The organism is Nocardioides astragali (genome assembly GCF_024436375.1).
Lineage (GTDB): Bacteria > Actinomycetota > Actinomycetes > Propionibacteriales > Nocardioidaceae > Nocardioides > Nocardioides astragali.
Window position 1 is genome coordinate 189509 of sequence record NZ_JAFMZM010000001.1, and the last position, 22427, is coordinate 211935.

At 67.6% G+C, this 22427-nt stretch carries 22 protein-coding genes; 5 read left to right on the plus strand and 17 right to left on the minus strand.

What is annotated here, in order from left to right; all coding sequences use genetic code 11:
• From J3P44_RS01010 to J3P44_RS01055, 10 genes are all read right to left on the minus strand, one after another.
• The gene (locus J3P44_RS01010) at nucleotides 1–1122 is read right to left on the minus strand and encodes a glycosyltransferase (protein WP_255888367.1); all 1122 of its coding nucleotides are present in this window, start codon (nucleotides 1120–1122) and stop codon (nucleotides 1–3) included.
• Nucleotides 1119–2144: a glycosyltransferase family 4 protein gene (locus J3P44_RS01015; protein WP_255888368.1), complete on the minus strand. Its 1026-nt coding sequence runs from the start codon at nucleotides 2142–2144 to the stop codon at nucleotides 1119–1121. The genes J3P44_RS01010 and J3P44_RS01015 overlap by 4 nt, the downstream gene beginning before the upstream one ends.
• Complete coding sequence (locus J3P44_RS01020) at nucleotides 2137–3288, minus strand: O-antigen ligase family protein (RefSeq protein ID WP_255888369.1); 1152 nt, start codon at nucleotides 3286–3288, stop codon at nucleotides 2137–2139. The genes J3P44_RS01015 and J3P44_RS01020 overlap by 8 nt, the downstream gene beginning before the upstream one ends.
• Entirely contained in the window at nucleotides 3285–4343 is a 1059-nt protein-coding gene (locus J3P44_RS01025) for a glycosyltransferase family 4 protein (protein ID WP_255888370.1), read from the minus strand. Before J3P44_RS01025 ends, J3P44_RS01020 begins: the two co-directional genes overlap by 4 nt.
• Nucleotides 4334–6607 (minus strand): N-acetylneuraminate synthase family protein, encoded by a 2274-nt coding sequence (locus tag J3P44_RS01030; RefSeq protein ID WP_255888371.1) that lies wholly within the window; start codon nucleotides 6605–6607, stop codon nucleotides 4334–4336. Before J3P44_RS01030 ends, J3P44_RS01025 begins: the two co-directional genes overlap by 10 nt.
• 73 nt (nucleotides 6608–6680) lie before the next feature.
• Complete coding sequence (locus J3P44_RS01035; RefSeq protein ID WP_255888372.1) at nucleotides 6681–7352, minus strand: acylneuraminate cytidylyltransferase family protein; 672 nt, start codon at nucleotides 7350–7352, stop codon at nucleotides 6681–6683.
• On the minus strand, nucleotides 7349–8311 hold the full coding sequence (locus tag J3P44_RS01040; protein WP_255888373.1) for a hypothetical protein: 963 nt from the start codon (nucleotides 8309–8311) through the stop codon (nucleotides 7349–7351). The genes J3P44_RS01035 and J3P44_RS01040 overlap by 4 nt, the downstream gene beginning before the upstream one ends.
• A gap of 62 nt (nucleotides 8312–8373) precedes the next feature.
• The gene (locus J3P44_RS25340) at nucleotides 8374–9384 is read right to left on the minus strand and encodes a CgeB family protein (protein WP_255888374.1); all 1011 of its coding nucleotides are present in this window, start codon (nucleotides 9382–9384) and stop codon (nucleotides 8374–8376) included.
• Entirely contained in the window at nucleotides 9381–10433 is a 1053-nt protein-coding gene (locus tag J3P44_RS01050) for a glycosyltransferase family 2 protein (protein ID WP_308212204.1), read from the minus strand. Before J3P44_RS01050 ends, J3P44_RS25340 begins: the two co-directional genes overlap by 4 nt.
• Nucleotides 10360–11043 (minus strand): class I SAM-dependent methyltransferase, encoded by a 684-nt coding sequence (locus tag J3P44_RS01055; protein WP_255888376.1) that lies wholly within the window; start codon nucleotides 11041–11043, stop codon nucleotides 10360–10362. Before J3P44_RS01055 ends, J3P44_RS01050 begins: the two co-directional genes overlap by 74 nt.
• A 101-nt stretch (nucleotides 11044–11144) precedes the next feature.
• Between J3P44_RS01055 and J3P44_RS01060 the strand changes: the two genes are divergently transcribed.
• The gene (locus J3P44_RS01060; protein ID WP_255888377.1) at nucleotides 11145–12056 is read left to right on the plus strand and encodes a glycosyltransferase family 2 protein; all 912 of its coding nucleotides are present in this window, start codon (nucleotides 11145–11147) and stop codon (nucleotides 12054–12056) included.
• Nucleotides 12057–12108: 52 nt separating this feature from the next.
• Here J3P44_RS01060 and J3P44_RS01065 read toward each other — a convergent pair whose 3' ends face one another.
• Nucleotides 12109–13887 carry an ABC transporter ATP-binding protein gene (locus J3P44_RS01065; protein WP_255888378.1) on the minus strand — a complete coding sequence of 593 codons (1779 nt, stop codon included), beginning with the start codon at nucleotides 13885–13887 and terminating at the stop codon, nucleotides 12109–12111.
• 53 nt (nucleotides 13888–13940) lie between these two features.
• Between J3P44_RS01065 and J3P44_RS01070 the strand changes: the two genes are divergently transcribed.
• Entirely contained in the window at nucleotides 13941–14786 is an 846-nt protein-coding gene (locus tag J3P44_RS01070; protein ID WP_255888379.1) for a glycosyltransferase family 32 protein, read from the plus strand.
• A 4-nt stretch (nucleotides 14787–14790) separates the two neighbouring features.
• Here J3P44_RS01070 and J3P44_RS01075 read toward each other — a convergent pair whose 3' ends face one another.
• From J3P44_RS01075 to J3P44_RS01095, 5 genes are all read right to left on the minus strand, one after another.
• Nucleotides 14791–15576, minus strand: a complete 786-nt coding sequence (locus tag J3P44_RS01075) for a glycosyltransferase family A protein (RefSeq protein WP_255888380.1) — start codon at nucleotides 15574–15576, stop codon at nucleotides 14791–14793.
• Nucleotides 15577–15581: 5 nt separating this feature from the next.
• Complete coding sequence (locus J3P44_RS01080; protein WP_255888381.1) at nucleotides 15582–16409, minus strand: glycosyltransferase family 2 protein; 828 nt, start codon at nucleotides 16407–16409, stop codon at nucleotides 15582–15584.
• An 813-nt stretch (nucleotides 16410–17222) separates the two neighbouring features.
• On the minus strand, nucleotides 17223–18092 hold the full coding sequence (locus J3P44_RS01085) for a beta-1,6-N-acetylglucosaminyltransferase (protein ID WP_255888382.1): 870 nt from the start codon (nucleotides 18090–18092) through the stop codon (nucleotides 17223–17225).
• Between the two features lie 8 nt (nucleotides 18093–18100).
• A complete protein-coding gene (locus J3P44_RS01090) occupies nucleotides 18101–18976 on the minus strand; it encodes a glycosyltransferase family 32 protein (RefSeq protein ID WP_255888383.1) in 876 nt (291 codons plus the stop codon).
• A 39-nt stretch (nucleotides 18977–19015) separates the two neighbouring features.
• Nucleotides 19016–19255, minus strand: a complete 240-nt coding sequence (locus J3P44_RS01095; protein WP_255888384.1) for a hypothetical protein — start codon at nucleotides 19253–19255, stop codon at nucleotides 19016–19018.
• A 111-nt stretch (nucleotides 19256–19366) separates the two neighbouring features.
• Here J3P44_RS01095 and J3P44_RS01100 point away from each other — a divergent pair, with 111 nt between their 5' ends.
• Nucleotides 19367–20284: a glycosyltransferase family 2 protein gene (locus tag J3P44_RS01100; protein ID WP_255888385.1), complete on the plus strand. Its 918-nt coding sequence runs from the start codon at nucleotides 19367–19369 to the stop codon at nucleotides 20282–20284.
• Here the strand turns inward: J3P44_RS01100 and J3P44_RS01105 are convergent.
• A complete protein-coding gene (locus J3P44_RS01105; RefSeq protein ID WP_255888386.1) occupies nucleotides 20263–21030 on the minus strand; it encodes a class I SAM-dependent methyltransferase in 768 nt (255 codons plus the stop codon). The two genes, J3P44_RS01100 and J3P44_RS01105, sit on opposite strands and share 22 nt — an antisense overlap.
• Nucleotides 21031–21140: 110 nt before the next feature.
• Here J3P44_RS01105 and J3P44_RS01110 point away from each other — a divergent pair, with 110 nt between their 5' ends.
• Both J3P44_RS01110 and J3P44_RS01115 read left to right on the plus strand, forming a co-directional pair.
• On the plus strand, nucleotides 21141–21761 hold the full coding sequence (locus J3P44_RS01110) for a PIG-L deacetylase family protein (RefSeq protein WP_255888387.1): 621 nt from the start codon (nucleotides 21141–21143) through the stop codon (nucleotides 21759–21761).
• Nucleotides 21758–22399: a WbqC family protein gene (locus J3P44_RS01115; protein WP_255888388.1), complete on the plus strand. Its 642-nt coding sequence runs from the start codon at nucleotides 21758–21760 to the stop codon at nucleotides 22397–22399. Before J3P44_RS01110 ends, J3P44_RS01115 begins: the two co-directional genes overlap by 4 nt.
• Nucleotides 22400–22427 lie beyond the last annotated feature (28 nt).

The following is a 22427-nucleotide window of genomic DNA, read 5'->3' on the forward strand; positions in this document are numbered from 1 at the left end:
TCAGGACCCCCTTCCTTCGTCGAGCGCGATCGAGCGGATCCGGGCGATGAACCGAGCCTCTCCGAACTCCTCGGCTCGGGCTCGCAGTCTGTCATTGTCCCAGTCGAGTCGGTCCGAGTGGGCAAGAGCCGCTGCAATGTCCTTCGGCTCGGGTCGGTCGAAGAAGAGGCCGGTCTCGCCCTCGACGATGGTGTCCAAGTAACCGCCGCCGCGCAGGGCCACGGTCGGTACGGCGAACGCTGCGGCCTCCAACGGGGTCAGCCCGAAGTCCTCGTGACTGGGCGCCACGAGGACGTCCGCGTGCGCATAGGCCCAGCGCATCTGCTCGTCGGTCAGGCCGTTGAGCATGCGGACGTTGGCCGGCAGCGCGGCACGCAGTCGCGCTTCCTCGGGTCCCCGGCCGATGACGACGAGCCTGCGCCCGTACTGTCGCGCCGCGTCGATGGCCACGTCTACGTTCTTGTACGGGAGCAGCCGAGAGACCAACAGCAGGTAGCCGTCCTGCCAGTCCAAGAGCTCGGAGATCGGCTCCTGCGCAGCGGCTGCGTCCATGCTGTGGGGCGCTGGGACGACGTCCGCGTCGAGGCCGTACGTCGACCGAATGCGATCGCGCACCACCTCGGAGATCGCGAGGTAACGGTCCGCCCGAGCAGCCGCGCGCTTGTCCCACCGGACGAGCGCGGGACGCAGCGCCATCAGGCCGATGCCGGTGGCCGAAGTGTGGGCGGGCGCGCCGAGGTAGCGCTCGCTGTCGTAGAGCCAGCGCGCAGGCGAGTAGCAGTAGACGACCGACCTGCCAGGAATGTCGAAACCGTGTGCCCAGCCGCTGCTGGAGACGATCGTCACGTCCGCTTCGACGCGGAGACGGGAGGCCGTGGGCGCCAAGAGGGGAAGGGCACGCCTGTGGTCACGGCGGAGCGCTCCGACGCGGTTGAGAGGCGACGTGATGACGTTGGCCTCCGAAAACTCCGGATAGGTCCCTTCGGGGTCGTAGAGGGTGGTGTGCACAGCGGCCTCGGGGAACGCCTTCATGAGCGTGAGCACGACGCGCTCGGCGCCGCCGCGCTGGGTGAGATAGTCGTGGGCGATCGCTACTGTGGGCTGACGTCGCTCGCTGTTCATCCCACCCCCAGGTCGTCGAGCAGTCGCTGCACCCGCTGCCGGCCGGACTGCGGGGAGTACTCCTCCTCCCAACGCAGGCGAGCACGGTCGGTCACGCGTTGCACCTGCTCGTCGGAGGCGGACAGCGCACGACCGATCACGGCGGCGAGGTCCTCGGCGTCGCCGCTGCGGGCTACCCAGGGGTGGTCAGCCCCGGCGACCTCGGGCAGCGCGCCGGCGTCGGAGATCACGAAGGGGACGCCGGCGGCCATGGCCTCGGCGACGACGAGGCCGAAGGACTCCGGCACACGACTGGGGAAGACGGCAAGGTCGACCTCTGCGAAGAACTCCCCTGGACTGACGCGGTCCAACCGCTGCACACGGGCACCCAGAGCAGCCAGAGAATCGGTGACTGGCAGTCGCTGCTCTACCGGTACCCACCGGTCGTCACCGGCCACGAGCAGTCGGGCGTCCGGCCCGACCGACGGTGACACCATCGCCTGTGCCAAGAGGTCGAGGCCCTTGTCGGTCGCCAGCCGGCCCAGGAACCCGACGCGGCGGCCACCCGTGGTCATCGGCAGGCGAGTGACCTCGTCCGTCCAGTTGGCACACACCGTCGAGCCGGGAACTCTGGAGGACACGAACGCGGACGGGGTCAGCAGACGCTCGCTGCGAACCCGTGCGAGCGCCAGCGCCGCTTGCTGGGAGCGGGAGCGTGGGAGCTGGTGGAGGTGCACGAGGCGGCTCGCACGTCCGGCGGTCGCGAGAGCAGGCACGAGGCCGTGGCACCACAACAGGCCGTCCCGCTCGGCGAGGTCCCACGCTCGCAGCCGCTGCATGTACTCGCGGCGACCGTCGGCGCGGATCGCGACGACGTGCGCCCCGACCCCGGTGGCGAAGTCGAGGACCTCGCTGGGAGCGTGCGGCGCCACGACGTTGACGCGGTGTCCGAGGTCGAGCAGTGCCTGGGCGCAGCGCAGCATCATCTGTTCACCACCCCCCAGATCGGGGTTGTTGGCAGCCAAGTGGAACAGCTCAACCATCAGGAGGTCCCTCTGGTACAGCCATGAGCCTCTGGCCCAGCGCCATGGCCACGGCCACCGCCATGGGTGTGTCGAGCAGCGCTTCGCCGAGAGTGATGGCCATGACGGCGACGCCGACGATGGCGGCCTGTGCTCCTGCGGCACGGAGGTCCCCCTTACGTGCCAGTGGCGTCAGCTGCACGAAGGCGAACACCATCAGTCCCAGCACGAGGATGAGAGCGACCCAGCCCCCCTCCTGCCTCGTGGCGAGATAGCTGTTGTGGAAGAAGAACTCGAGGCCACGGACGTCGACCGTGGCGGTGCCGGGGCCGTGGCCGTACCACGGAGCGCTGGCCAGCTCCACCTGTTCCTGCCGGATGATCCGTGCCCTCAGGGCGTCGCTTCCGGAACGGTCGGAGAACGGACCGACGGTCGTCAGGTCCTCAGGGATGTTGTTGACCACCCAGACGAGGCCGGCGGCCAGCGCAGCTCCACCGACGACGCCGAGGCGTCGTCCGACGACGAGCCAGATGATGACGAACACCCCAGCCATCAGGCCGGTGCGGGAGTAGCTCAGCGTCAGCCCGGCGGCGACCGGGACGGCGACAACCAGTCGCACCTTGGCGCGCTCGTCGCAGAAGAAGATCGCCAAGGTCCCCAGGACGGCGATGAAGTACGCCCCGGCGTTGGGGTCTGCGAGGTAACCCGTCAAGCGCCCGGGATAGTTGCTGCTGCCGAGCCCGGCGACTGCCAGCCCCATGACGACGATGAGACCGGTGGCGAGCCCCGCCCCCACCGAGCGGGTCGAGAGGCGCCCGGTGCCACCTGCCCACACCAGTCCGGCTAGGACGGCGACGTGTCCGACGCGCCGCGTCCACTCCACGTCGTTGGCCTGGCCGGAGTAGACGAGCAGAGCCAGCAGCGTGCCGAGGAGCAGCACCACCACCCACGGCAACCGCGCGCCGCCGCGGGCCGGCCGGAAGAGGCACAGGCCCACGAGCGCGACCATCGCCAGCTCGTTCACGGGGATTCCCGCGACCGCGATCGAGCGCAGGGGCAGGACGCCCATCAGCATGAAGTCGCTCATCCGGATCTCACGGTCCGCCTGGTCGGCCCGTTCGATCGTCCGGTCGGCCAGGTTCCAGGGAGAGTCGATGCGGCTCACGGTCGCCCCCCGGCCACGGCGTACGTCTCCGCGACCCGCGCACACATGTCGGCCACCGTCGGCCACCCGGTCAGCCCAGGCCTCGCGGTGAGATCGAGGCCTTGGGCGGCCAGGGCCGACGCCACGGCATGCGGATCTTCCGCGCGAACCAGCGAGGCCGCCGGCAGGATCTCGGGATTTGCGCCGACGTCGCTCGCGACGACGCCCATCCCGCGACCGGCTGCGTCGAGGAGCGCGTAGGAGCAGTTCTCCCACACCGAGAGCATGGCCAGCACGTCGTGGGCGGCCATCGCCTGGTCGGGGTCGACGAAGCCGGGCATCGTGACCACCTCGCCGAGGCCCAGCCGGTCGACCTGGTCGCGCAGGGCGCCCGCCTCCGGCCCGGCGCCGGCGAGCGTCAGCCGGGCCTCCGGGTGCGCGCGGCGCAGCTCGGCGAAACCACTCACGAGGGACGGGAGCCGCTTCTCGGGAGCGAGTCGCGCCAGGGACAGGATCCGGAGTCCCGCGCCCGGGTGGGTCGTCGCCACCGCGTCGACCCCGTTGGGGATCACCACGACCTCACGTCTGGGGTGCCACTTCTCGACCATGGCATCCGCGGTGGCCAGGCTCACCGCGATCGCGGCGTCGAAGCGGCGCATCCGAACCGTGTGCACCGCGGCCATGACCCGCGCCTTGGCCATCGACCGGTGGTAGATGACGTCGTCGCGCGCGATGCCGTGCTCCGTGGTGACGAGCCGGGCACCACGGCCCACGGCGAGCGCAGTGACGATGTCGGCGTACGAGAGATGGCTGTGCACGACCTGAGGGCGGAGGCTGCGAACGGTGTGGCGCAGACTTGCCATCGACGCACGCAGACCGTGCTCGGGTCCGAACGGCTGCTCGAGGACGGCCGCCCCCACCGCCTTGAGCTCGCGCGGCAGGTCGCCCGGCGGGGTGAGGAAGACCAGCCGCCAGCCCGGGATCCCGGCGCGTGCCACGTCGAGGACGTGCCGCGCCACCCCTGCCAGGTCGCTGACCGGGACCACCCACAGGGCGGTGGGTGCGATCAGAACCATTGCTCCAACCGCTCCAGAGCGATCCAGAATCCCTCCCCGTCGTTGACGTGCCCCTGCCAGATCTCGGGGATGAAGCTCACGCCCGGCGACATCGCGTCGAGCTGCTGGGCCAGGACGGCCCAGTCGATCTCGCCGTCGCCGACCTGGACGCCCTCACCGTCGACCCCCGTCGCGTCGACCAGGTGGAGGTGCTCGGCGTGCGGAGCGAGGAGGTCCGTCGCCTCGGCGAACGACATGCCGAGGTAGTTGGCCGAGAGCTTGGAGTGGGACACGTCGAAGCACAGGCGCCGGCCGTGGCGCTCGGCGAACTCGGCGGTGTCGCGAGGGTCGACGAAGAGGTTGCAGTAGAGCTGTCCGCCCATGTACCACGGATAGGGCGGGAGCGTCTGCGCGCACAGCCGCACCCCGGAGTCGTCGATCCGGGCCAGGCCGGCGGCCACGCGGTCGTACATCGCCGCCCGCTCTGCCGGCGGCACGAAGGCGTCGGTGGTGAAGCCGCCGAGACTGGCGATGATGACGGGCCCTTCCGCATCGGCCTTCGCGTCCGCGCCTCTCGTGAAGTGCTGCTGCATCTCGCGCGTCGTGTCGACGACACGCTGCAGCTCGCGGATTGAGCGCTCCCAGTGGTCGTCGTCCTCGGAGGCGAGGTTGAGCAGGAAGTCGCCGGCGAAGAGGTCGGGGGAGTGCGTGGTGAAGCCCATCGGCAGGCCGTCGGGGTAGGGCGCGAAGACCTCGGCGACGGGCAGGTCGAGGTCCTTGTAGGAGAAGTGGAACTCCAGGAAGTCCGGGGTGGTGTCCCGGGTCATCGCCTCGATGTCGTGGTAGCGGACCGCCAGGCCCCACGGGCGGCGGAACGAGTACGCCCTCCCGCGCGGCGCGGTGTCGCCGAGGTCGGTGGCGTAGAAGAAGTCACCGGCCTCGAGGGTGCGGGTCGTCGTACGCCCGACGAGCTTGTCGTAGGCGTTGGGCTGCAGCCCGCGGCCGGGGCTCTTGATGTCGATGTCGGCAGCGTTGAGGACCTCGCCGGCCTCGATGCGGCGGGTGGCCACCAGCGACTTGGCGAGGTTGACCCGGTTCATCATCTCGCCGGTCGACACCGCTCGCGGGGCAGCCGTGCCGAGGGCCTCCTCGACCTCACGCACGCGCTGCACCATCTCCCTGAACTCGCCCGGCAGCAGGCTGACCTTGTGGTCGTTGCCCTCCAGGTCGCGGTCGAGGGTGAAGTGCTTCTCGATGATCCGGGCACCCAGCGCGACGGCGGCGAGCGCGATGTGGAAGCCGCGCTCGTGGCCGGAGTAGCCGACCGGCGCCTGGGTGAGCTCGGCGAGGCGGGTCAGGTAGGCGAGGTTGACGTCCTTGAAGGGCGCGGGATAGGTCGACTGGCAGTGCAGGAACGCGTGGGCGACCCCGGTGCCGCGGACCAGGTCGACCGTCTCGCGGATCTCGCCCTCGGTGGACATGCCGGTCGAGATGACCATCGGCGTCCCACTGGCGGCCATGTGGCGCAGCAGGGCGTGGTTGGTCATGTCGGCGGAGGCGACCTTGAGCGACGGCACGCCGTAGTCGACGAGTCGGTCCACGCTGACCGGGTCCCAGGCGGTGCACATCACGTCGATGCCCACGTCGCGGCAGTGGTCGAAGACCTCGAAGAGCTGGTCGGCCTCGAGGTTGTACTTGGCGAGCAGGTCGAGGGTGTACTGCGGGCCGAGGTCCTCGCCACCGGAGCCCGACGTCCCCTGGCGGTAGAGCGACTCCATGTCACGCAGCTGGAACTTCACGATGTCGGCGCCGGACACGACGGACAGGTCGACCAGCTGCTTGGCGAGGGACACGTCGCCCTGGTGGTTGATGCCGATCTCCGAGATCAGCAGCGTCGGGGCGTCCGGGCCCACGAGGTGGCGGCCGATCCGGAGCTCGTCGGCGCGGTTGATCGCAATCGCCACGAGGTGGCCGCGCTCGTCGACCAGCGCCACGTGGTCGATGCCCGAGCCGAAGGCGTGGGAGATCTCGGCCGGGCTGCTGCCGATCGGAAGGCTCCGCGGCGACGTGTTGGCTGCCTCGATGGCCGGCACGTCGACGGTGAGGCTGGCGGCGCTGCTCACCCATCGGCGGAAGTCGCCGTCGGACAGCACGCCGTCGAGGTGGCCGTGCGAGTCGACGAGGAAGATCACCCGCGACTTGTTGGCGGTGATCTTCTCGAGCGCACGCAGGACCGGGTCGCCCGAGTAGACGACGTAGGGCGTGAGGTCACGCTCGATGATCAACGGAGGGCCTTTTCGTGGGTGGGCGTACGTGTACCACCGTAACGAGCCGACCCGCTCCGCGTGGCCACCTTTGTCAACGAGCGGTCAGCAGGCGGGCCGCGAGCGCGACGTCGAGCTCGGTGTCGATGTCGATGCCCTCGTCCTCGGCCATGACGAAGAGTCCGATCCTGCCGCCGAGACGGTTGTCGTGCCGCTCGTAGATCTCGGTGCGCGTGAGGTAGAGCGATCCCGTCTCGCGGTAGCGCCGGGCCTGCTCGGTCAGGTCCTGCCGTCGCGGCCGCGCGCTGACGTCGTACGCCGCGGTCGGGGGGGTGCCGGCCTGCCAGATGAACGGGGGTTGCTCGACGACGCCGACCATCGAGTCGACGCCGGTCTCCGCGAACTCGGCGAGGGCTCGGGCCAGGGTGTCGTCGTGTCGGACCGGCGAGGTGGCCTGGAGAAGCATCACGGAGTCGGGTCGACCTCGCTCGACGGTGACCTGCTCGATCGCGTGGCGAACTACGGGTTCGGTGGGCGTCGTGTCCTGCGCCAGCGCCTCGGGTCGCAACCACGGGACACGGGCCCCGGCGGCCAGCGCGACCTCGGCGATCTCCTCGTCGTCGGTCGACACCAGCACATCGAGGTCCGGCACCGCGAGCGCTTGCTCGATCGTCCACACGATGAGGGGCTTGCCGCCGACGTCGAGGAGGTTCTTGCGCGGCACGCCCTTGCTGCCGCCGCGGGCGGGGATCACGCAGAGGGTCACGCTGCCGCCTCCAGCAGGATCCGGGCGATCTGTTGTGCAGGCTCGACGCCAGGACGTGGGGGGGCCTGAGTTGGCACCCCTCCGAATCGGCTCATGCCGTAACGCTCCCAGAACTCACCCAGCCAGGCAGGCGGACGGGGGAAGTCGACCCAGGCATCGACCCCGCGAGACGCCATCTCGAGGATGCCGGTCGAGAAGACGCTCACGACGGGTCGGTCCCAGGTGGCCAGGGGAGCGCCTGAGGTGTCGAAGCGGATGCCCGCCCGACGGAGCCCGGCGTGGGCAACGAGGGAGAGCTTGTCCTTCTCGGACGGATGCGGCCGGTAGGTGGCGTCGTGTGCGCGGCAGAACCGGATGGCGGCCTCGACCAGCCGTGCGCGCGAGATCTCCGCCGCATGCCCTTGTCCGAGGTAGGTGATCGGTTCGGTGTCAGCGCCGGGTCGAGCGACGTCAAGAGCGGCCTCGCTCGCGGCCCAGAGAAGCTGGCTCCCCACCTCCAGGTGGTGGACGTCTGATCGGCCAGATCGCCAGAACTCGCCGTCAGCCTCGCTCCAGGCCAGAAGGGTCGAGTCCCGTGGCAGTGGCGGCGCGTGCGGGGTCAACGCCCCGTGCTGGGAGACGAACGTGTCCGCCCCCGCCTTGCGCGCCCAGCTCCACGCCACTGTCCCAATGCCGGTGTACTCCCCGCAGCCGAGGAGCGTTCTCGCCGATCGCAGGTGCGTTCCGAGGTCGCCGACTCGAACGACCTGCGCGGTGCCTGGCACGTCCAGCCGCACGCCAGGGCCGAGCACGGTGATGACCCGCGCGGGTGGGATCCACTGCACTGGCGCCAGCACGGCGTTGACCATGCTGGCGTGCGCGGCGTCGACCAGGACCACGATGTCGGCGTCAGGACTGCCGTGGACGACCGTGGCGGGTGGCTCGCCCGCGTTCCGATTCCCGACCAGCCGGAGTTTCACGCGTCGAGTGAGGTGGCGCCGTTGCTGCCACCGGTGCCACTGGTCGAGGTCGCTTGCGATCCTCAGCCCCATGCGGCCTCCAGAACTGGGACCCGGTGGTCGAACGTGTGCTCGGCGAGGGTGCGCCTCTGACCCCTCTCGGCGATCTGGGTGGCCCAGGCACGGTCCGCGCACGCGCGCCGGCTCAACTCCACCAGTTCCTCATCGGAGGCGAACACTAGGACTTCTTCCCCCGGAGCGTAGATCTGGTCGACGTCTGGTCGGTCGATCAGCTGGAGGCCACCGGAGCCGGGGATCTCGTAGGTGCGCATGGTGAACCCGTCCTGATCGGTGTGCGAGTTGAGCGCTGCCACGGCGCCGGCCGTGATGCCGTACGCGGTCCCACGCGGGACATCGCGAGCACTCGGCACCTGGGGGCTGCGGAGTCGCCAGGTCCGAAGTCGATCGATCGGATGCGAGGACCAGTCGCGGCCGTAGGCACGCACCGGGACTCCCGCGCGATGAAGTGTGGTCAGGATCCGCTCACGGTCGGCGTATCGCGCGCCGACGAAGACCAACTCGTTCGAGCGGATCGGCGTGAACGTGACGGTGTGGTCGAACGCGTCGAGCACGTGCGCCGCCCGCAACCTACGCCGACTCAACTCGGCCACGTCGTGGGGCGAGTAGGAGACGATGGACGGACGAGAGATCAGGATCTCGTCGTCGAACTCCATCCTGGACAGCTCGTCATAAAGCCAGAGCAGCTGGTGGGCGCCGGAGGCGTCGACGGCTTCCCAGTAGTGGGTGCCGAGGACGTCGCCCTTCACGGTGACGATGACATCCGGTCGGCTGGCGCGCACGGCGGCAACGGCCCGAGCGGTCAGCGTACGCATCCGAGCCTGCTCGCCCAACGTGGAGCCGAGCCGGCTGGGCAACTCGTGCAACACCTTGCTTCGCAGCTTGTCGCCCGTGGTCGCGTTGAGGTCGTAGGGATGGACGCTCACCTCGTGTCCGACCCGCCTGAGGGCGCCGGCTATGGAGTCGCCGTACCCGTGGAAGGCAGGGGCGACGAGCAGGATTCGGCGTGCGGTCACAGGTGCGTCCGCACGCGGCCGGGGTAGCGCCGTCCGGCGTCGGCGGCCGACTGGATCGCCAACGCCACCAGCTTCTCTGCAGGCCGCGCCGGCAGCACGCCGATGGTGCGGTCGAGCATGCGGCCAGCGATGCCGACGGTGCGTTCGGTCGCGAGCGCTGAACCCAGGCGGACGAGCGCGTTCCAGGCACTGCAATCGAGTCGGCTAAAGGTCTGTGCGTCGGGGCCGTGCTTGGAGACGAACTTGCGGTAGGCCTCTCCGGAGTGGAACGCGCGCTGCACGCGCTCGGTCGTGCTCGTCACCGGCCCGTGGTGCAGCGTCGTGAAGTCCGGCGCTACCAGGATCTCCCGGCCCAGACGGTGCAAGCGGTAACCCCACTCGACGTCCTCCCACCCATAGGCGCGGAAGTCCTCGTCGTAGCCCCCGACGGCAAGGAAATCGTCACGGGTCGTCGAGACGTTGCCCGACCACCACTGCCAGGTGCGCTCGGGCGGCGTTGCGAATGCCTGGGCGCGGATGGACTCGTCTGCGCGGATGCCGTACGTGCGCGCGTAGGGCGTGTCGGGGAAGACGTCGCGGCACATGCCGATCACACCCCTTGGCGCCTGCTCGTGCAGACGGACGTGGTGGGCGACGAAGTCAGGCTCGAGCTCCAGGTCGTCGTCAGCGCGGATCAGCACCTCACCGCGCGCGTCGAAGAAGCCGGCGTTGAGTGCCGCGGCGCGCCCCCTGTTCTCGGGGAAGACGATCGATCGGACTGGCAGCTCATCGCCAAAGCGCCGGACAACGGACGCCGAGTCGTCAACGTCTCCGTCGAGCACGACGATCATCTCGACGTCCTGATGCTCTTGTTGGCCCAAGGACGTCAACAGAACTGGGAGGCGAGCGGCACCACCGCGCGAGGGGACGACGATCGTGGCGCTCATCGATGTGAACGGTACCGCGAGAAAGGCGTACGGCGCACGGTCTGGACGGTCATCGCTGGCTTCCGACGTCGAGGGACGTCGCGACCACGACGTACTGCACCCACTGAGCCGAGCCCAGCGCATGCCGGAGCTTGCGCCGGTGTCCCGCGAACAGGCGTGGATATTCCATCGTGATGTTGTTGATCCCGTTCGCCGAGACCACTCGGAATCCTGTGCTCTGAAACATCTCGATCATGCTCCGGCGAGTGAAGAACCGCAGGTGGGTTCGATCCAAGATCCCCGTCTGGGTATAGGAGAACCTACCTCGGGCTAGGCCCCAGACCACGGGGGCGTACTGGACGTTGGGGATGCTTGCCAGCACATGTCCGTCCGGAGCGAGAAAACGATGCGTGCTGCGAAGCACGGTCCATGGATCAACGAGGTGTTCCAGGACGTCGTTGAAGCAGATGAGGTCGAATGTCACATCACGTTCCTCCAAGACGTGTGGGAAGTAGCCCGTTAGTACCTCATCGAACTCGGAGTCCCGCGCGGCCAGCTCGGCTGCCTCGCGGTTGGCCTCGATGCCGACGATGCGGGCTCTTGGGCCCAACGCCTGCCTCAGCGACAGGTCGAATCCGCCACGGGCACACCCCACATCGAGGGCAGACGTGGCGTGCTTCGGGATGTGTGGGGCCACGTCCTGACGCGGATTGCGCTCGTAGACGTCTTGTTGCGGTGGCTGACTCTCGCTCACGAGGCATCCTTTCTCCGTATCGTCGTCTTGGCAACGAGCAGGCGCTCATGCGGCGACGTCTGAATGGATAGCCGTTGGCTCACCCGGAGGGAGACATGTAGGTGGACGCGGCGATGCGCTCCGTCGTCATCCCTCATCACGGAGACCCCAAGACGACGTCCGAGCTGGTCGCGATGCTGCGAGCCGCAGCGCCGCATGCCGACTCACCTGAGGTGATCGTCGTCGACGACGGATCGCCCGAGCCTCTGGGATCCTTGCCGGGCGCTCGAGTGCTTCGGCTGGACCAGAACAAGGGATTCGCGCATGCGGTGAACGTGGGTGTCCGTGCCTCGAGGGGCGACGTGATTCTCGTGCTCAACAGCGATCTGCGGCCCAGACCGGGTTTCGTCGAAGATCTGGTGCGCGAGGCGCAAGCAGAGTTCCCCGCGTTGACTTCCCCGACGGTGACGGAGGGGGGAGTGGTCATGGAGAACTCGACGGTGTTTCCGACCGTGTGGTCGGTGGTGGCGTCTCGATCGGCCCTTCCGGCGATGCGGGATCGGGTTCGCGTCGCCGAGGCACAGCCACGAACGAAGATGGGCAACCGGGAAGTGGCTTGGGTCTCAGGTGCAGCTCTCTGCTTTCAGCGCGGCGTGTTCGAACGAGTCGGCGGCTTCGACGAGGACTTCTTCATGTACATGGAAGACGTGGACCTGCAGTTCCGGCTCCGTTCGATGGGGATCAAGCGCGTCCTGCTGGAGAGTGTCTCGGTGGAGCATCTGGGTGCTGCGTCGAGCACCGAGGAGGACAGGCGCGGGTGGATGGTGGACAGCACGTTCGTCTACTTCAGGAAGCGCGGCCGGCTGCATGTGCTTGCCGCAGCCTGGATCGGCATGATCAGCACCAACGTCGCCTACGACGTCGCGCGTCGCTTGACAGGAAGACGCGTCTCCATCTGGGGCAACGCAGTTCAGCAGTGGCGCCTGATGCGGTCAGGCTTGGCCGCTGGCAGGCGGGCCACTCGGGCACGGTAGGGATGACCGGTCGCGACTACACCTGCGCGCGTCGCCTCCCTAGGGGGTGTTGTCAGAGCGTGCCGAGCTGAACCAGTCTGGCGAACTCCGCGTTGTCGTTTCTCAACTCCTCGAACGTGCCGGTCGCGGCGACACGACCGGCCGACAGGAGAGCGATCTGGTCGCAGTGGCGCACGGTGGAGAGACGGTGTGCGACGATCACCAGCGTCACGTCGCCGTGGAGCTCGCGTACGGTCGCGCTGATGCGGTGCTCGGTCTCGTTGTCGAGGGCAGAGGTGGCCTCGTCCAGGACGAGCATCTGTGGGTTCCGAAAGAGGGCACGAGCGATCCCGACCCGCTGTCGCTGGCCCCCGGACAGCCGGGTGCCCCTCTCGCCGACGTGAGTGTCCAACCCGTCGGGCAACTCGGCGACCAACTCGTCCAGCTGCGCGTGCTTCACGACGCGGCGCATCTGGTCATCGTCGACTTCCCCGCCTTCCGGCGAGAATGAGATGTTGTCGCGCAGTGAACCGTCGAGGAGGAAGACGTCCTGAGGGACGACGGCGAGTCCCGCTTGCCATGCGGCCCGCCGTGCCACTGTGTCCTCCCCGTCGGCCGTGATGCGGCCGGCCGTCGGCGTCTGGAGACCGAGGAGGAGGTCGACGAGCGTCGACTTGCCGGCCCCGCTACCGCCGACCAGGGCGAGCGAGGACCCGGCCGGCACGCGCAGGCTGCAGTCAGACAGCACATCGGTGGCGGCGCCGTCGTAGCGAAAGCTGACTGACTCGATGCGGAGCTCATCTCGCAGCGGCATGGGGTCGCTGCGCACGGCTCGCGGCGGCGGTGCCGAGCGCATTGCCTGCAGGTCGCCCTCGATGAGGTCCAGCGAGGGCTCACCAGACCGGACGGTGTTCATCGACGCCACCAAACGAACTGTTCCTGGCATGACGCGGAAACCCGCCACGGCGAAAAGCGCGAGGATGCCGAGAGCGTCGCCCGATGACTGCTGGCTGAAGAGCACAGCGGTCATCGCGCCGATGCCGATCACGAACAGGCTCTCGGCGGCGTACTTGGGGAAGTCGGAGAGAAAGGTGATGATCCTGTTCTGCATCGCAGAGTCCATCTTGGCGGCGGCGTACCCCTCGACGAAGACGTCTTGCTCATTGCGGAGCTTGATTTCCTTGATGCCGCCGAAGCTCTGGAGGGCATATCGCATGGCGACGAGACTGGCGTCCGTGATCGCCCAGCTCGCCCGCATGGTGGCCCGTTTGGTGTAGCGCTGAGTCAGGAAGCCGCCCAACCCGAAGATGAGCACAGCCAGCACGGTCGGCGCTGGCGCGGTCAGGAGCAGGGCCAACGTCATTCCGGCCACGGTTACCGCGTCGGTCACGATGGCGACGGCCGGTACGAGGATGAGTCCGAAGACGTTGCTGACTGATTCATTGACGCGACGCAGCAGATCGGCCGACCCCCGCTGCACATGGAGGCTGTACGGCGCATGCAGGTAGTAGCGCATCAGGTCGGCTGAGGCGTCGACCATGCGCCTGCTGACGAATCCGATCGTCCACCAACGGATGGCGAGGGCAAGCACGCTCTTGCCGAGGAACCCCAAGCCGACCGCTGTGGCGAGGATGATCGCGAGAGCATCGTCACCCGGGTTGCCGAGGACGTCGCGCAAGCGATCGAGCGTGCCGGAAGGAATCTGTGTGATCAGCTGCATCAAGGGAATCACCAGGAGCGTGGCGAGCACTTCGGTGACGGAGATGAGAATGGAACCGCCTATAGCCAGCGAGAAGCGTCTCCTCGTCCGCTGGTCGAACAGGCGGAGAGCTCGTCGCACGAGGTCAAGCAACAGATCACCTTCACGAGTGGTGGGCAGTTGCGACAGTCTAGGAGGATGATGTCGTGAGGTCGGACCGAGTGGTGAATCACCTGCGTTCGACGAAGCACGCCGCGTGGTTGGCAAGGAGAGCGGCCTGGTCGGCGATCGAGCCAGGTGTCGCCCCGGCCATCGACGCCGGATTACGGTTCTACACCGTAGCCAGGCCTCCGCGGTCCGAGCTGGTCCACGACCTCCCCGTCGAGCCCGCGCCACGCCGGATCTTCTGCCTGTGGACGGGCGTCAACCCGATGTCACCCAACCGGGTCAGGGCTATGGGCGAGATCCGACGCCTCAACGAGCCCGAGGTGGAGGTCGTGCTCGTCACCCCTCGGACGCTAGCCGATTGGGTTGTTCCGGATCACCCCTTGCACCCGGCCTACGAAGACCTGGCACTGATCCACCGATCGGACTACCTGCGCACCTACTTGATGCACCATCACGGAGGCGGATACTCCGACGTCAAGGCAGCCCGCGCATCGTGGGCCGGGCCGTTCAAAGCGCTCGAGGGGGACCCGGAGGCGTGGATGCTCGGCTACCCGGAGGTGAGCTACCGCGTAGTGGCACCGGCCCCGAAGCGCCTGCACCGCCAGCTCCAGGTCCACTACGCGCGCCTGCTGGGCAACGGCGCCTACATCGCTCGGCCCAGGACGCCACTGACGAGGGCGTGGCTGAGCGAGGCCGAGCGGAGATTGGATCTGTGGCGCGACGACATCGCCCGTGCTCCCGGAGAGGTGTCGTCAGGACCGCCCGGCTACCCCGTGCCCTTCTACGGTCTGCTGGGCGAGATCTTTCATCCACTGTGCCTTCGCTTCCACGAGCACCTCAGGCAGGACCCGCGGCTCGTGCCCCAGCTGCACGACTACAAGTAGTCGATCACCTGCCCAGCACGCGCAGGGCCGCTGTACGCAGTCGCTCGCTCGGTCGCTGGCGGACAGCCTGGAGCTGGTTCAGCTGAGCGGCGAGGATCCGGCTGGCGTCGTTCGGAAAGCGATTGATGATCGGCAATCCGGCTTGGAGGATTCGCGCACGTGTGGACTCCTGGACATCCCATGGGACGTTCTCCGTGACCTGACCTGGTCTGCGGCGGTAGTACAACCCGACGGTCGACAGCAGCCTGACAGTGCGTCCCAGGGCGACGATCTTGACCCAGAGGTGCCAGTCCTCGCCCCATCGAAGGTCCTCGTCGTAGCCACCGCACCGAACCCAGTCGTCTCGTCTGAACATGGCTGACACAGGGAGCTGATTCGCCACGAGCCACGCGGCGGGGGCAGGGGGGGCCGGGTGCATCTCTCCGGTGCCGGAACCGAAGAACTCCGTGCCGGCTCCGACGATTCCGACATCGGGGTCCGTGTCGAGGACACTGCTCGCCTGGCGAACGTACGTCGTCGCCAGCCGATCGTCGGCGTCAAGAGGAAGAATGTACTCGCCCGTGGCCGCGCCGATAGCGGCATTACGAGCGCTCGACACACCTGCATGCTGGCAACGGAGCACGCGGGCCCCATGCTGCTTCGCCTCGTCGAGCGCCTCGAGGGTGACGGTATCCACGGAACCGTCGTCCGCCACGATGACTTCGTAGTCGTCGTGGTCCTGGGCGAAAGCGCTGGCGACGGCCTCGCCCAAGTGAGCCCCGTCGTTGAAGCACGGGATGACGATGCTCACCCTGCTCAACGTCGCCACCGCCGGAGCGAGGTCTGCGCCCAAGAAGCGAAATCGTTCAGTCGGCCGAATCGGTGCCGAAAGGTGTCGAGGGTGGACAACTTGAGATCGACATATTCGGTCACGACGTCCATATGTGCTGCGTACAGGTCGGGCTGGTCCCGCATCGCGTTCACGATGGCGGTCGTGGCAGTCCTCCACCCCATGTCTCGGGTCATCTGACCGGGTCGCTGCCGATAGAACCAAACCGTCTCGTCCAGGATGTGGACGTCCCGGCCAAGTCCCAGGATGCGTAGCCAGTAGATCCAGTCCTCGGCGAACCGCACATGCTCCGGGTAGCCTCCGACCGCCTCCCAGTCGGCGCGACGGGTGACCGAGCAGGCGTACAACCGGTTCTCGAAGAGCATGCTGGCGATGCCGTCGTACGTCGGTCGCGCGCGGCCAGTCGTGAGCCCGAAGAACTCGATCCCACCACCCACGATCCCCACCCGCGGGCGAGCGTCGAGCACCGCGGTCGCCAGTTGGACGTAGTCCGGGCTGATGCGGTCGTCGGAGTCCAGCGGTAGCACGTAATCGCCGGTGGCAAGGGCGATTCCGGCGTTGCGCGCCGCGGAGAGCCCCCGGTTGCCCTGTCGGTGGACCTGCACCGCGTCGCTCTGCAGTGCCTCGAGGACGGTGCGCGTGGTTGCGTCGGTCGATCCGTCGTCGACGACGATGATCTCGACGGCGGGCTGGGTCTGGGCCAGCGCGCTCTCGACGGCCTCACCCACGTAAGCGCCGTCGTTGAAGCACGGGATGACGATGGAGACGCGACCAGGCGGAGACGTTGGCGTCATGGCAGTGAGCCTAGAGGGACTAATGTCCTAGAGGGTGTCCTCCCAAAGCTCAAGCTCGACGTCGAGGGCGGTCGAGCGCTCATGGTCCGGGGACTACGTGCGTGCGGCGATCTGCTCGAGATCCTCCCGTCGTCCGGTTCCGGCTGCACCACGAGGCCTTCGTCCCACAGCAGTCCCCGGCCGGCCTCGCAACCGGGCGGGACGCCAGCGACAGTGGCGCCCGATGCAAGTGCGACCGTCCACCGTCCCTTGCCGTAGTCCCGGGTAGGTGCGTGTAGACGGTTGACCAGGTTGGTGAACGATCCTGTGGCCTTGGCACCACGCATGGCTGTCATCAGAGAGGCCTGGGTGGTGCGGCTTCAGGCAGCAGTTGGTGGCCCCGGATGAACGTCAGACCTATCCGCGACACGTCGGCCGCCGTGACCTCGGCGTCTGCCTACTCATCCGGCTGCCTGCCTACCGCAGCAGATCGACCGGGCGCTCGTCGCGGCAGCGCGGGTCGATCGAGCACGTCCCGGTCGCCGCCGGCGACGACGGCGGGAAGTCACCAAGGAGCCCAAGGGCTGGCTGACGTGCCACGACCACGCAGGTCCCGGACGATGAGCGCCGAGACAGTGGCGCCAGCGCACGGCGCGCCCGGTCTGACGTGGGTCTGGTCTGCAGCAGGACGAAGTCAGCGTCGGTCCACCGTGCCAACACGCCAGCATTGACTCGACACTGGCCCAACCGCGACCGCCCGGATCCGTGTCGACGACTCGGTTGCGACGCACATGGGTGAGCATCTCTACTGAGGACCGGGTGATCGGGCCGAGTTCAGCTCAGGTGCTCGACGAGGCGGTCGACCACCGCCCGGTCAACTGAAGACATGAACTTCCGCGCGAACATGCGATCGGAGTCCAGGAGCTCACCGAAGTCCTTTTCGGTGAAGACATACGGCCCGCCCCGGTCCCAGTCGATGAGGCGGGCGCTGCCTGCGTACTCGTCGTGCGGATCGAACAGTCGAGCCCGAAACTCAGAGTTCCAGGCGAGCGTCTGGACGTAGAGCTCGGACGGCGCATGGCCGAACCGAAGGAGCCGTCGGATCAGCTTCTCGTTGTCAAGGAGGTGCAGCGCCATGAGGTGAGTGATCGAGAACCAGTCACTGCCCTTGCGCAGCTCGAGTCCGAACCGGCGCGCGTGGTCGTAGCCCAAGCGGCGCTGCAATCGGATGACGTTGTCGGTGCCTCGACTGCGAATGGCGCGTTCCACGCGGTTGGTGGGCCGCATGTAGCGGTTGAAGAAGTGGAGCTCGGTCGCCCAGCGGGGGTCGAAGCGCTCGGCGTACCCGATGAACTCCCGGCCCGCGTGACGGCTGAAGAAGTCATGGATCTCGTCCTGTGTCTTAAGCGGCAGGTCGGCGCCCGACACGAGGTGGTAGTAGTCGTAACGGCCAGGGGCTGCTGCTCGGAAGAGTCGGAGCGCCGCGTCGACCTGGGAGAAGTCCCCCCAGAAGACTTTTCGTCGCGGCACGAACACCATCTCGGAACGTGTGCACACAGGTGCCAAGCGACTCGGGTCGGTCTGGGTGAACCTCTTGTCTAGGTGCACGAAGACGGTGTTGCGCCGGTCGTCCAGCAGCTGCAGCAGTTTGACGAGGACGTACGGATCGTCGTGGGCCAAAACCAAATACGCGTGGCGAGACACGTGATTGCCTATCGGTAGTTCTCGAGGGAAGGTCGCAGTCGCTCGTCGACCAGGATCCGGTCCGCGTACTTGAAGCACATCGGCTGGAACGTGGCGCCCTGCAGGGCACCCCAAGGAACGGGATACCCGTTGTTGTCCCCGAGGACGTTCCCCGGCGTGGCGGCGAGACGTTGGGCGAACCGGTCAAGACGTCGCGAGACCTCCGCGAACCACTCGGCAGTCAGTGGCGTTCCTGGCCGGGCGATGAAGGCGCCGTTGGCGGGCAGCCGTCGGTGGTGGCGCTGGAGACTGCGGTAGATGCTGCCCGCCTCGTCCGAGACGTCACGCGCGCTGACCTCCGGGTAGCCCAGGACCCACTTGTCAGGATTTGCGTCGAGGCGGTCGAAGCAGGAGGCCAAGTCGCCGTAGTCGCGCTTGATGTCGGCATACCCACCGCCATGATGGTGCATGAGGTAGCACCTGAGGTAGTCCGACCGATGCACGAGGGACAGGTCTGCGTATGCCGGAGGCAGAGGGCTGTCCGGCACGACCCAGTCGACGAGGTTGTCGGCGGTCACCAGGACCACCTCGACAGCGGGATTGTCCGTCCGCAGTTGAGCCAGCGCTGCCGAACGGTTGGGCGTGAGCCCGTTGTCCCCCGTCCACAGGCAGAACACGCGCCGGGGCAGCACCGAGGCCGGGACCTCCTCTAGCGACTTCGGCGTCCGGCTGACGAACGAGTCGAGATAGTCGCCATTGGAGTACTGCGGGGGCGAGATCCGGCTCCACGCAGTCAGCATCCGGTCCTGTGTACCCCATCGGACCTCGGTCAGCAGGTCCGTCACGCGCTTTCTGCGGAGCCAGGCGGCATGCTTGGCTTCCCGCGCGAGCTGGGTGAGGGCCATGAGACCATGATAGGTAGACCTGCCAGGCCGTTGGTCAGGTCAGCAGCCTGACTGGTGGTCGATGAAAGCGTCGTCATCGAACCAGACCACCCAGTCGTGGGCGTCAAGTGTGGAGCCACCGCGGCGGACCTTGTGCCAATAGCCGTCAGCGCCCTCGAACGGCGCCGGCTCGAGGTGCTGGGCGAGTCCGTGGCGTCGGGCGTAGAGCTGGTGTCCCACGTCCGATGCGTATCGGAGCCGGTTGCATCCGGACACGATTGCGACGTCCAGTTCGACCATGGCGGCGAGCCTACCCACGCTGGGCGCGAGGAGGGCATACAAATCGGTGACGTCGCGGTCGTGCTCGGTAGTCGATCAGACAGCGACGCGGGCGTACGTCATCATGAATTGGTGCTGACTCAGACTGTCTCGGTAGTGATCCCACACTACGGAGACCCCTTGCCCACCAAGAATCTGGTGTCCAGCATCCGTGAGCAGGTCCGACAACTCGGTGGGAGCGTCGTCGTCGTCGATGACGCGTCTCCCGTACCGCTTGGTGAGGTTGAGGGCGCCACCGTGATTCGTAGGAAGGTCAACGGCGGGTTCGGAGCAGCCGTGAACAACGGCATGGCAGTCGTGGAGACTGATCTCGTCGCCATTCTCAACAGCGACCTGATCGTCGGGAACGACCTTCTCGAGAGCTGGCTGGAGGCGGCGACGCCCTGGCTCCCGGCCGTAGTGGCCCCCCAAGTCGTGACGTACGGGCACATCGGCGCCACCACCTTCCGCTTCCCCGGCCCCAGCACCGTGCTGGCGCAGGGGACCAATCTGGTGGCCGTCAGACGAGCCTCTCGATGGGCCTCGCGCCTGATCGGCGAGGACCTACCATCCAATCCTGCTAGCACTCATGTGGTCGACTGGGTGTCTGGCGCCGCAATGCTGCTCCCCGCCGAGACCTTCCGTTCGGTCGGCGGGTTCGACGAGCGGTTCCACATGTACCTCGAGGAGGTCGACCTCCAGCGACGTTTGCGGGATCGCGGCGTCCCCGCTGTCTACGTTGGGCATGTACGCGTCGAGCACGTCGGGTTCGGGTCGTCGGACCAAGCCAAGCGGGAGCGGTGGGCGCTGGAGTCCTGGCTCCGCTACGCCGACAAGTGGGGGTGGCAGGGCCGCCTCAAGGTCGCCGTCGCTGTTGCGGCGTACATCAATCTCGCGACAGACGGCCTGCGGCGTGTGCTCGGGAGGGATGTCCAACCGGTGACGGACTGGCGTCGGCGGCGGTCACTCTCCCACGACGTCTGGACCAGTCAGGCTCGACGGGAGTCGTAGTACATCCATATCGAGGCGGGTGACGGTTCGGCGGTCTCCGTCCCCCATTGGTCGTAGACGCGCACGTCGGTGAACCCGGCAGCTTCGAGCTGGGCGACCTGGACCGTGGGGGAGATGTAGTAGTGGAGCAGTGAGTAGTGGTGCGCCTCGTCGTTGACGAGCGCGTACTCCGGGGTCTCGACCTGCTCCTTGCGGAGGTGCCGCCAGTTCCTGTGGTGCCGCAGAGCTTCAGCGCTCTTCCTGAGCATGACCCGGCCAGGCTTGAAGCGGCCCTGCCACGGCAGCATGCCGCGTCGCACGTAGTCACGGTTGTGGCTGGAGAACATCCAGTGGCCACCGGGCCGGAGGACTCGATGCACCTCGGCAAGGACCTGGCGGCGGCCGTCGTGGTCGAGCGAGTCGAGGCCGTTGAAGCTGAAGTTGACGAAGTCGAAGCTCGCGTCCTCGAACTGCGACATGTCGCGGGCGTCGCACCAGCGGATGTCCGAGTCTGGATAGAGCTGGGCGGCCGCGCGGACGAGCCCGTGGGAGTAGTCGACTCCCACGTAGTGGCCCACCTTCGGAGCGAGGTAGGCCGTGGTCCGCCCGGCTCCGATGCCGATGTCGAGCAGTCGGCCGGTCCGAAGCTCGTCGCTCAGCGGCTCGAACATGTTGCGCTCGGCCTGCTGGGGTGGGGCGATCGTGCGGTAGATGTCGATGACACCTGTGTCTTCGTAGATCCGCTGGTTGTCGTCGCTCGGGGCCACGACCAGAGCCTAGTTGCTGCCGGTCGTTGTGCTAGGGCGATGGGGAGCGGCCCGCCCGGGCGTCCGGTGACTAGAGTGCGCTTGATGTTCATGCACCCGGAAGGAGCCCGATGCGCCGCCTTGTGATCGCCCCCCACATGGACGACGAGTCCCTGGGCTGCGGCGGGCTGCTCGCGAAGCACGCCGCGGACTCCACCGTCGTCGTCGTGACCCAGAGCGGGGACACCCGTCGAGGTGAGCACACACGTGCCATGGAGGTGCTCGGCGTCGCCGACTCCCGGTGCCTGGACTTCGAGGACGGGACCACCCAGCACTACATGTCGGATCTCGTGGCACGGCTCGACGACGTGATGAGGGACGTACGCCCAGACGAGATCTACCTCCCCTTCCCCTCGCTCCACCAGGACCACATCGGCGTCTACGAGGCGGGTATGCGCTCGGCGCGACTGTCCATGTCTCCCGACCACTGGGTTCCGAACTCGGTGTTGGTCTACGACATCGCCGTCTACGACGTGAACCTCTACCCCTCCGACCTCCGCTGGAACGTCTTCGAGGCGCTCACCGAGGAGCAGGCGGACCTCAAGGCCGAAGCCTGCGCGGCCTACGTCTCGGAGAATCCCGGCGGGGCGCACCCGATGAACAGCATCAAGGAGATCGCCGCCACGGTCGGCCACATGCGCAAGGTCGAGTTCGCCGAGCAGTACGCCCTCGTACGCCAGGTGCGTCGGTGAAGGTCACGATCCATCAGCCGGACCTCCTGCCCTACTCGGGGTTCTGGTTCAAGATGGCCACCTGTGACGCCTTCGTCCTCTCGGTGCACGACCAGTTCCAGAAGCACGGCTACCAGCGCCGGGTCACCATGCGCGGCGCCTGGTGCTCCCACCAGCTCGTCGGCAAGCCGTCGATGGTGCCGATCAACACGGTCGAGGTTGCCGATGGCTGGCAGCAGCGCATCGTCGACGTCATCAAGGGCAGGTACGCCGGCGCGCCCTTCCTCGAGTCCCGCGGCAGCGAGCTCTTCGAGCGGATCCTGGCCAGCGAGGGACGATTGCTGCACGAGGTCAACATCTCGATGATCGAGATCGTCCGCGACATGCTCGACATCTCGACCCCGCTGGTCGTGACCGAGCCACCTGTCGAGGCGGGGACTGAGCGGCTCATCGAACAGGTGCGGATGGTCGGCGGCACGGCCTACCTCGCGGGACAAGGTGGTCGTGCCTACATGGGAGACGACCCGGAGGGCAGGTTCGCCGCGGCGGGTCTGGATCTGCTCTGGTCGCAGCACCAGCGCTCGACCGATGACTCGATCGTCACGCTGTTGATGGACGAGCCTGACCCCATGGACCACGTCCTGAGACAGGCCACCTGACTTCACTGCCGAGCTGTCGTGATGCTGA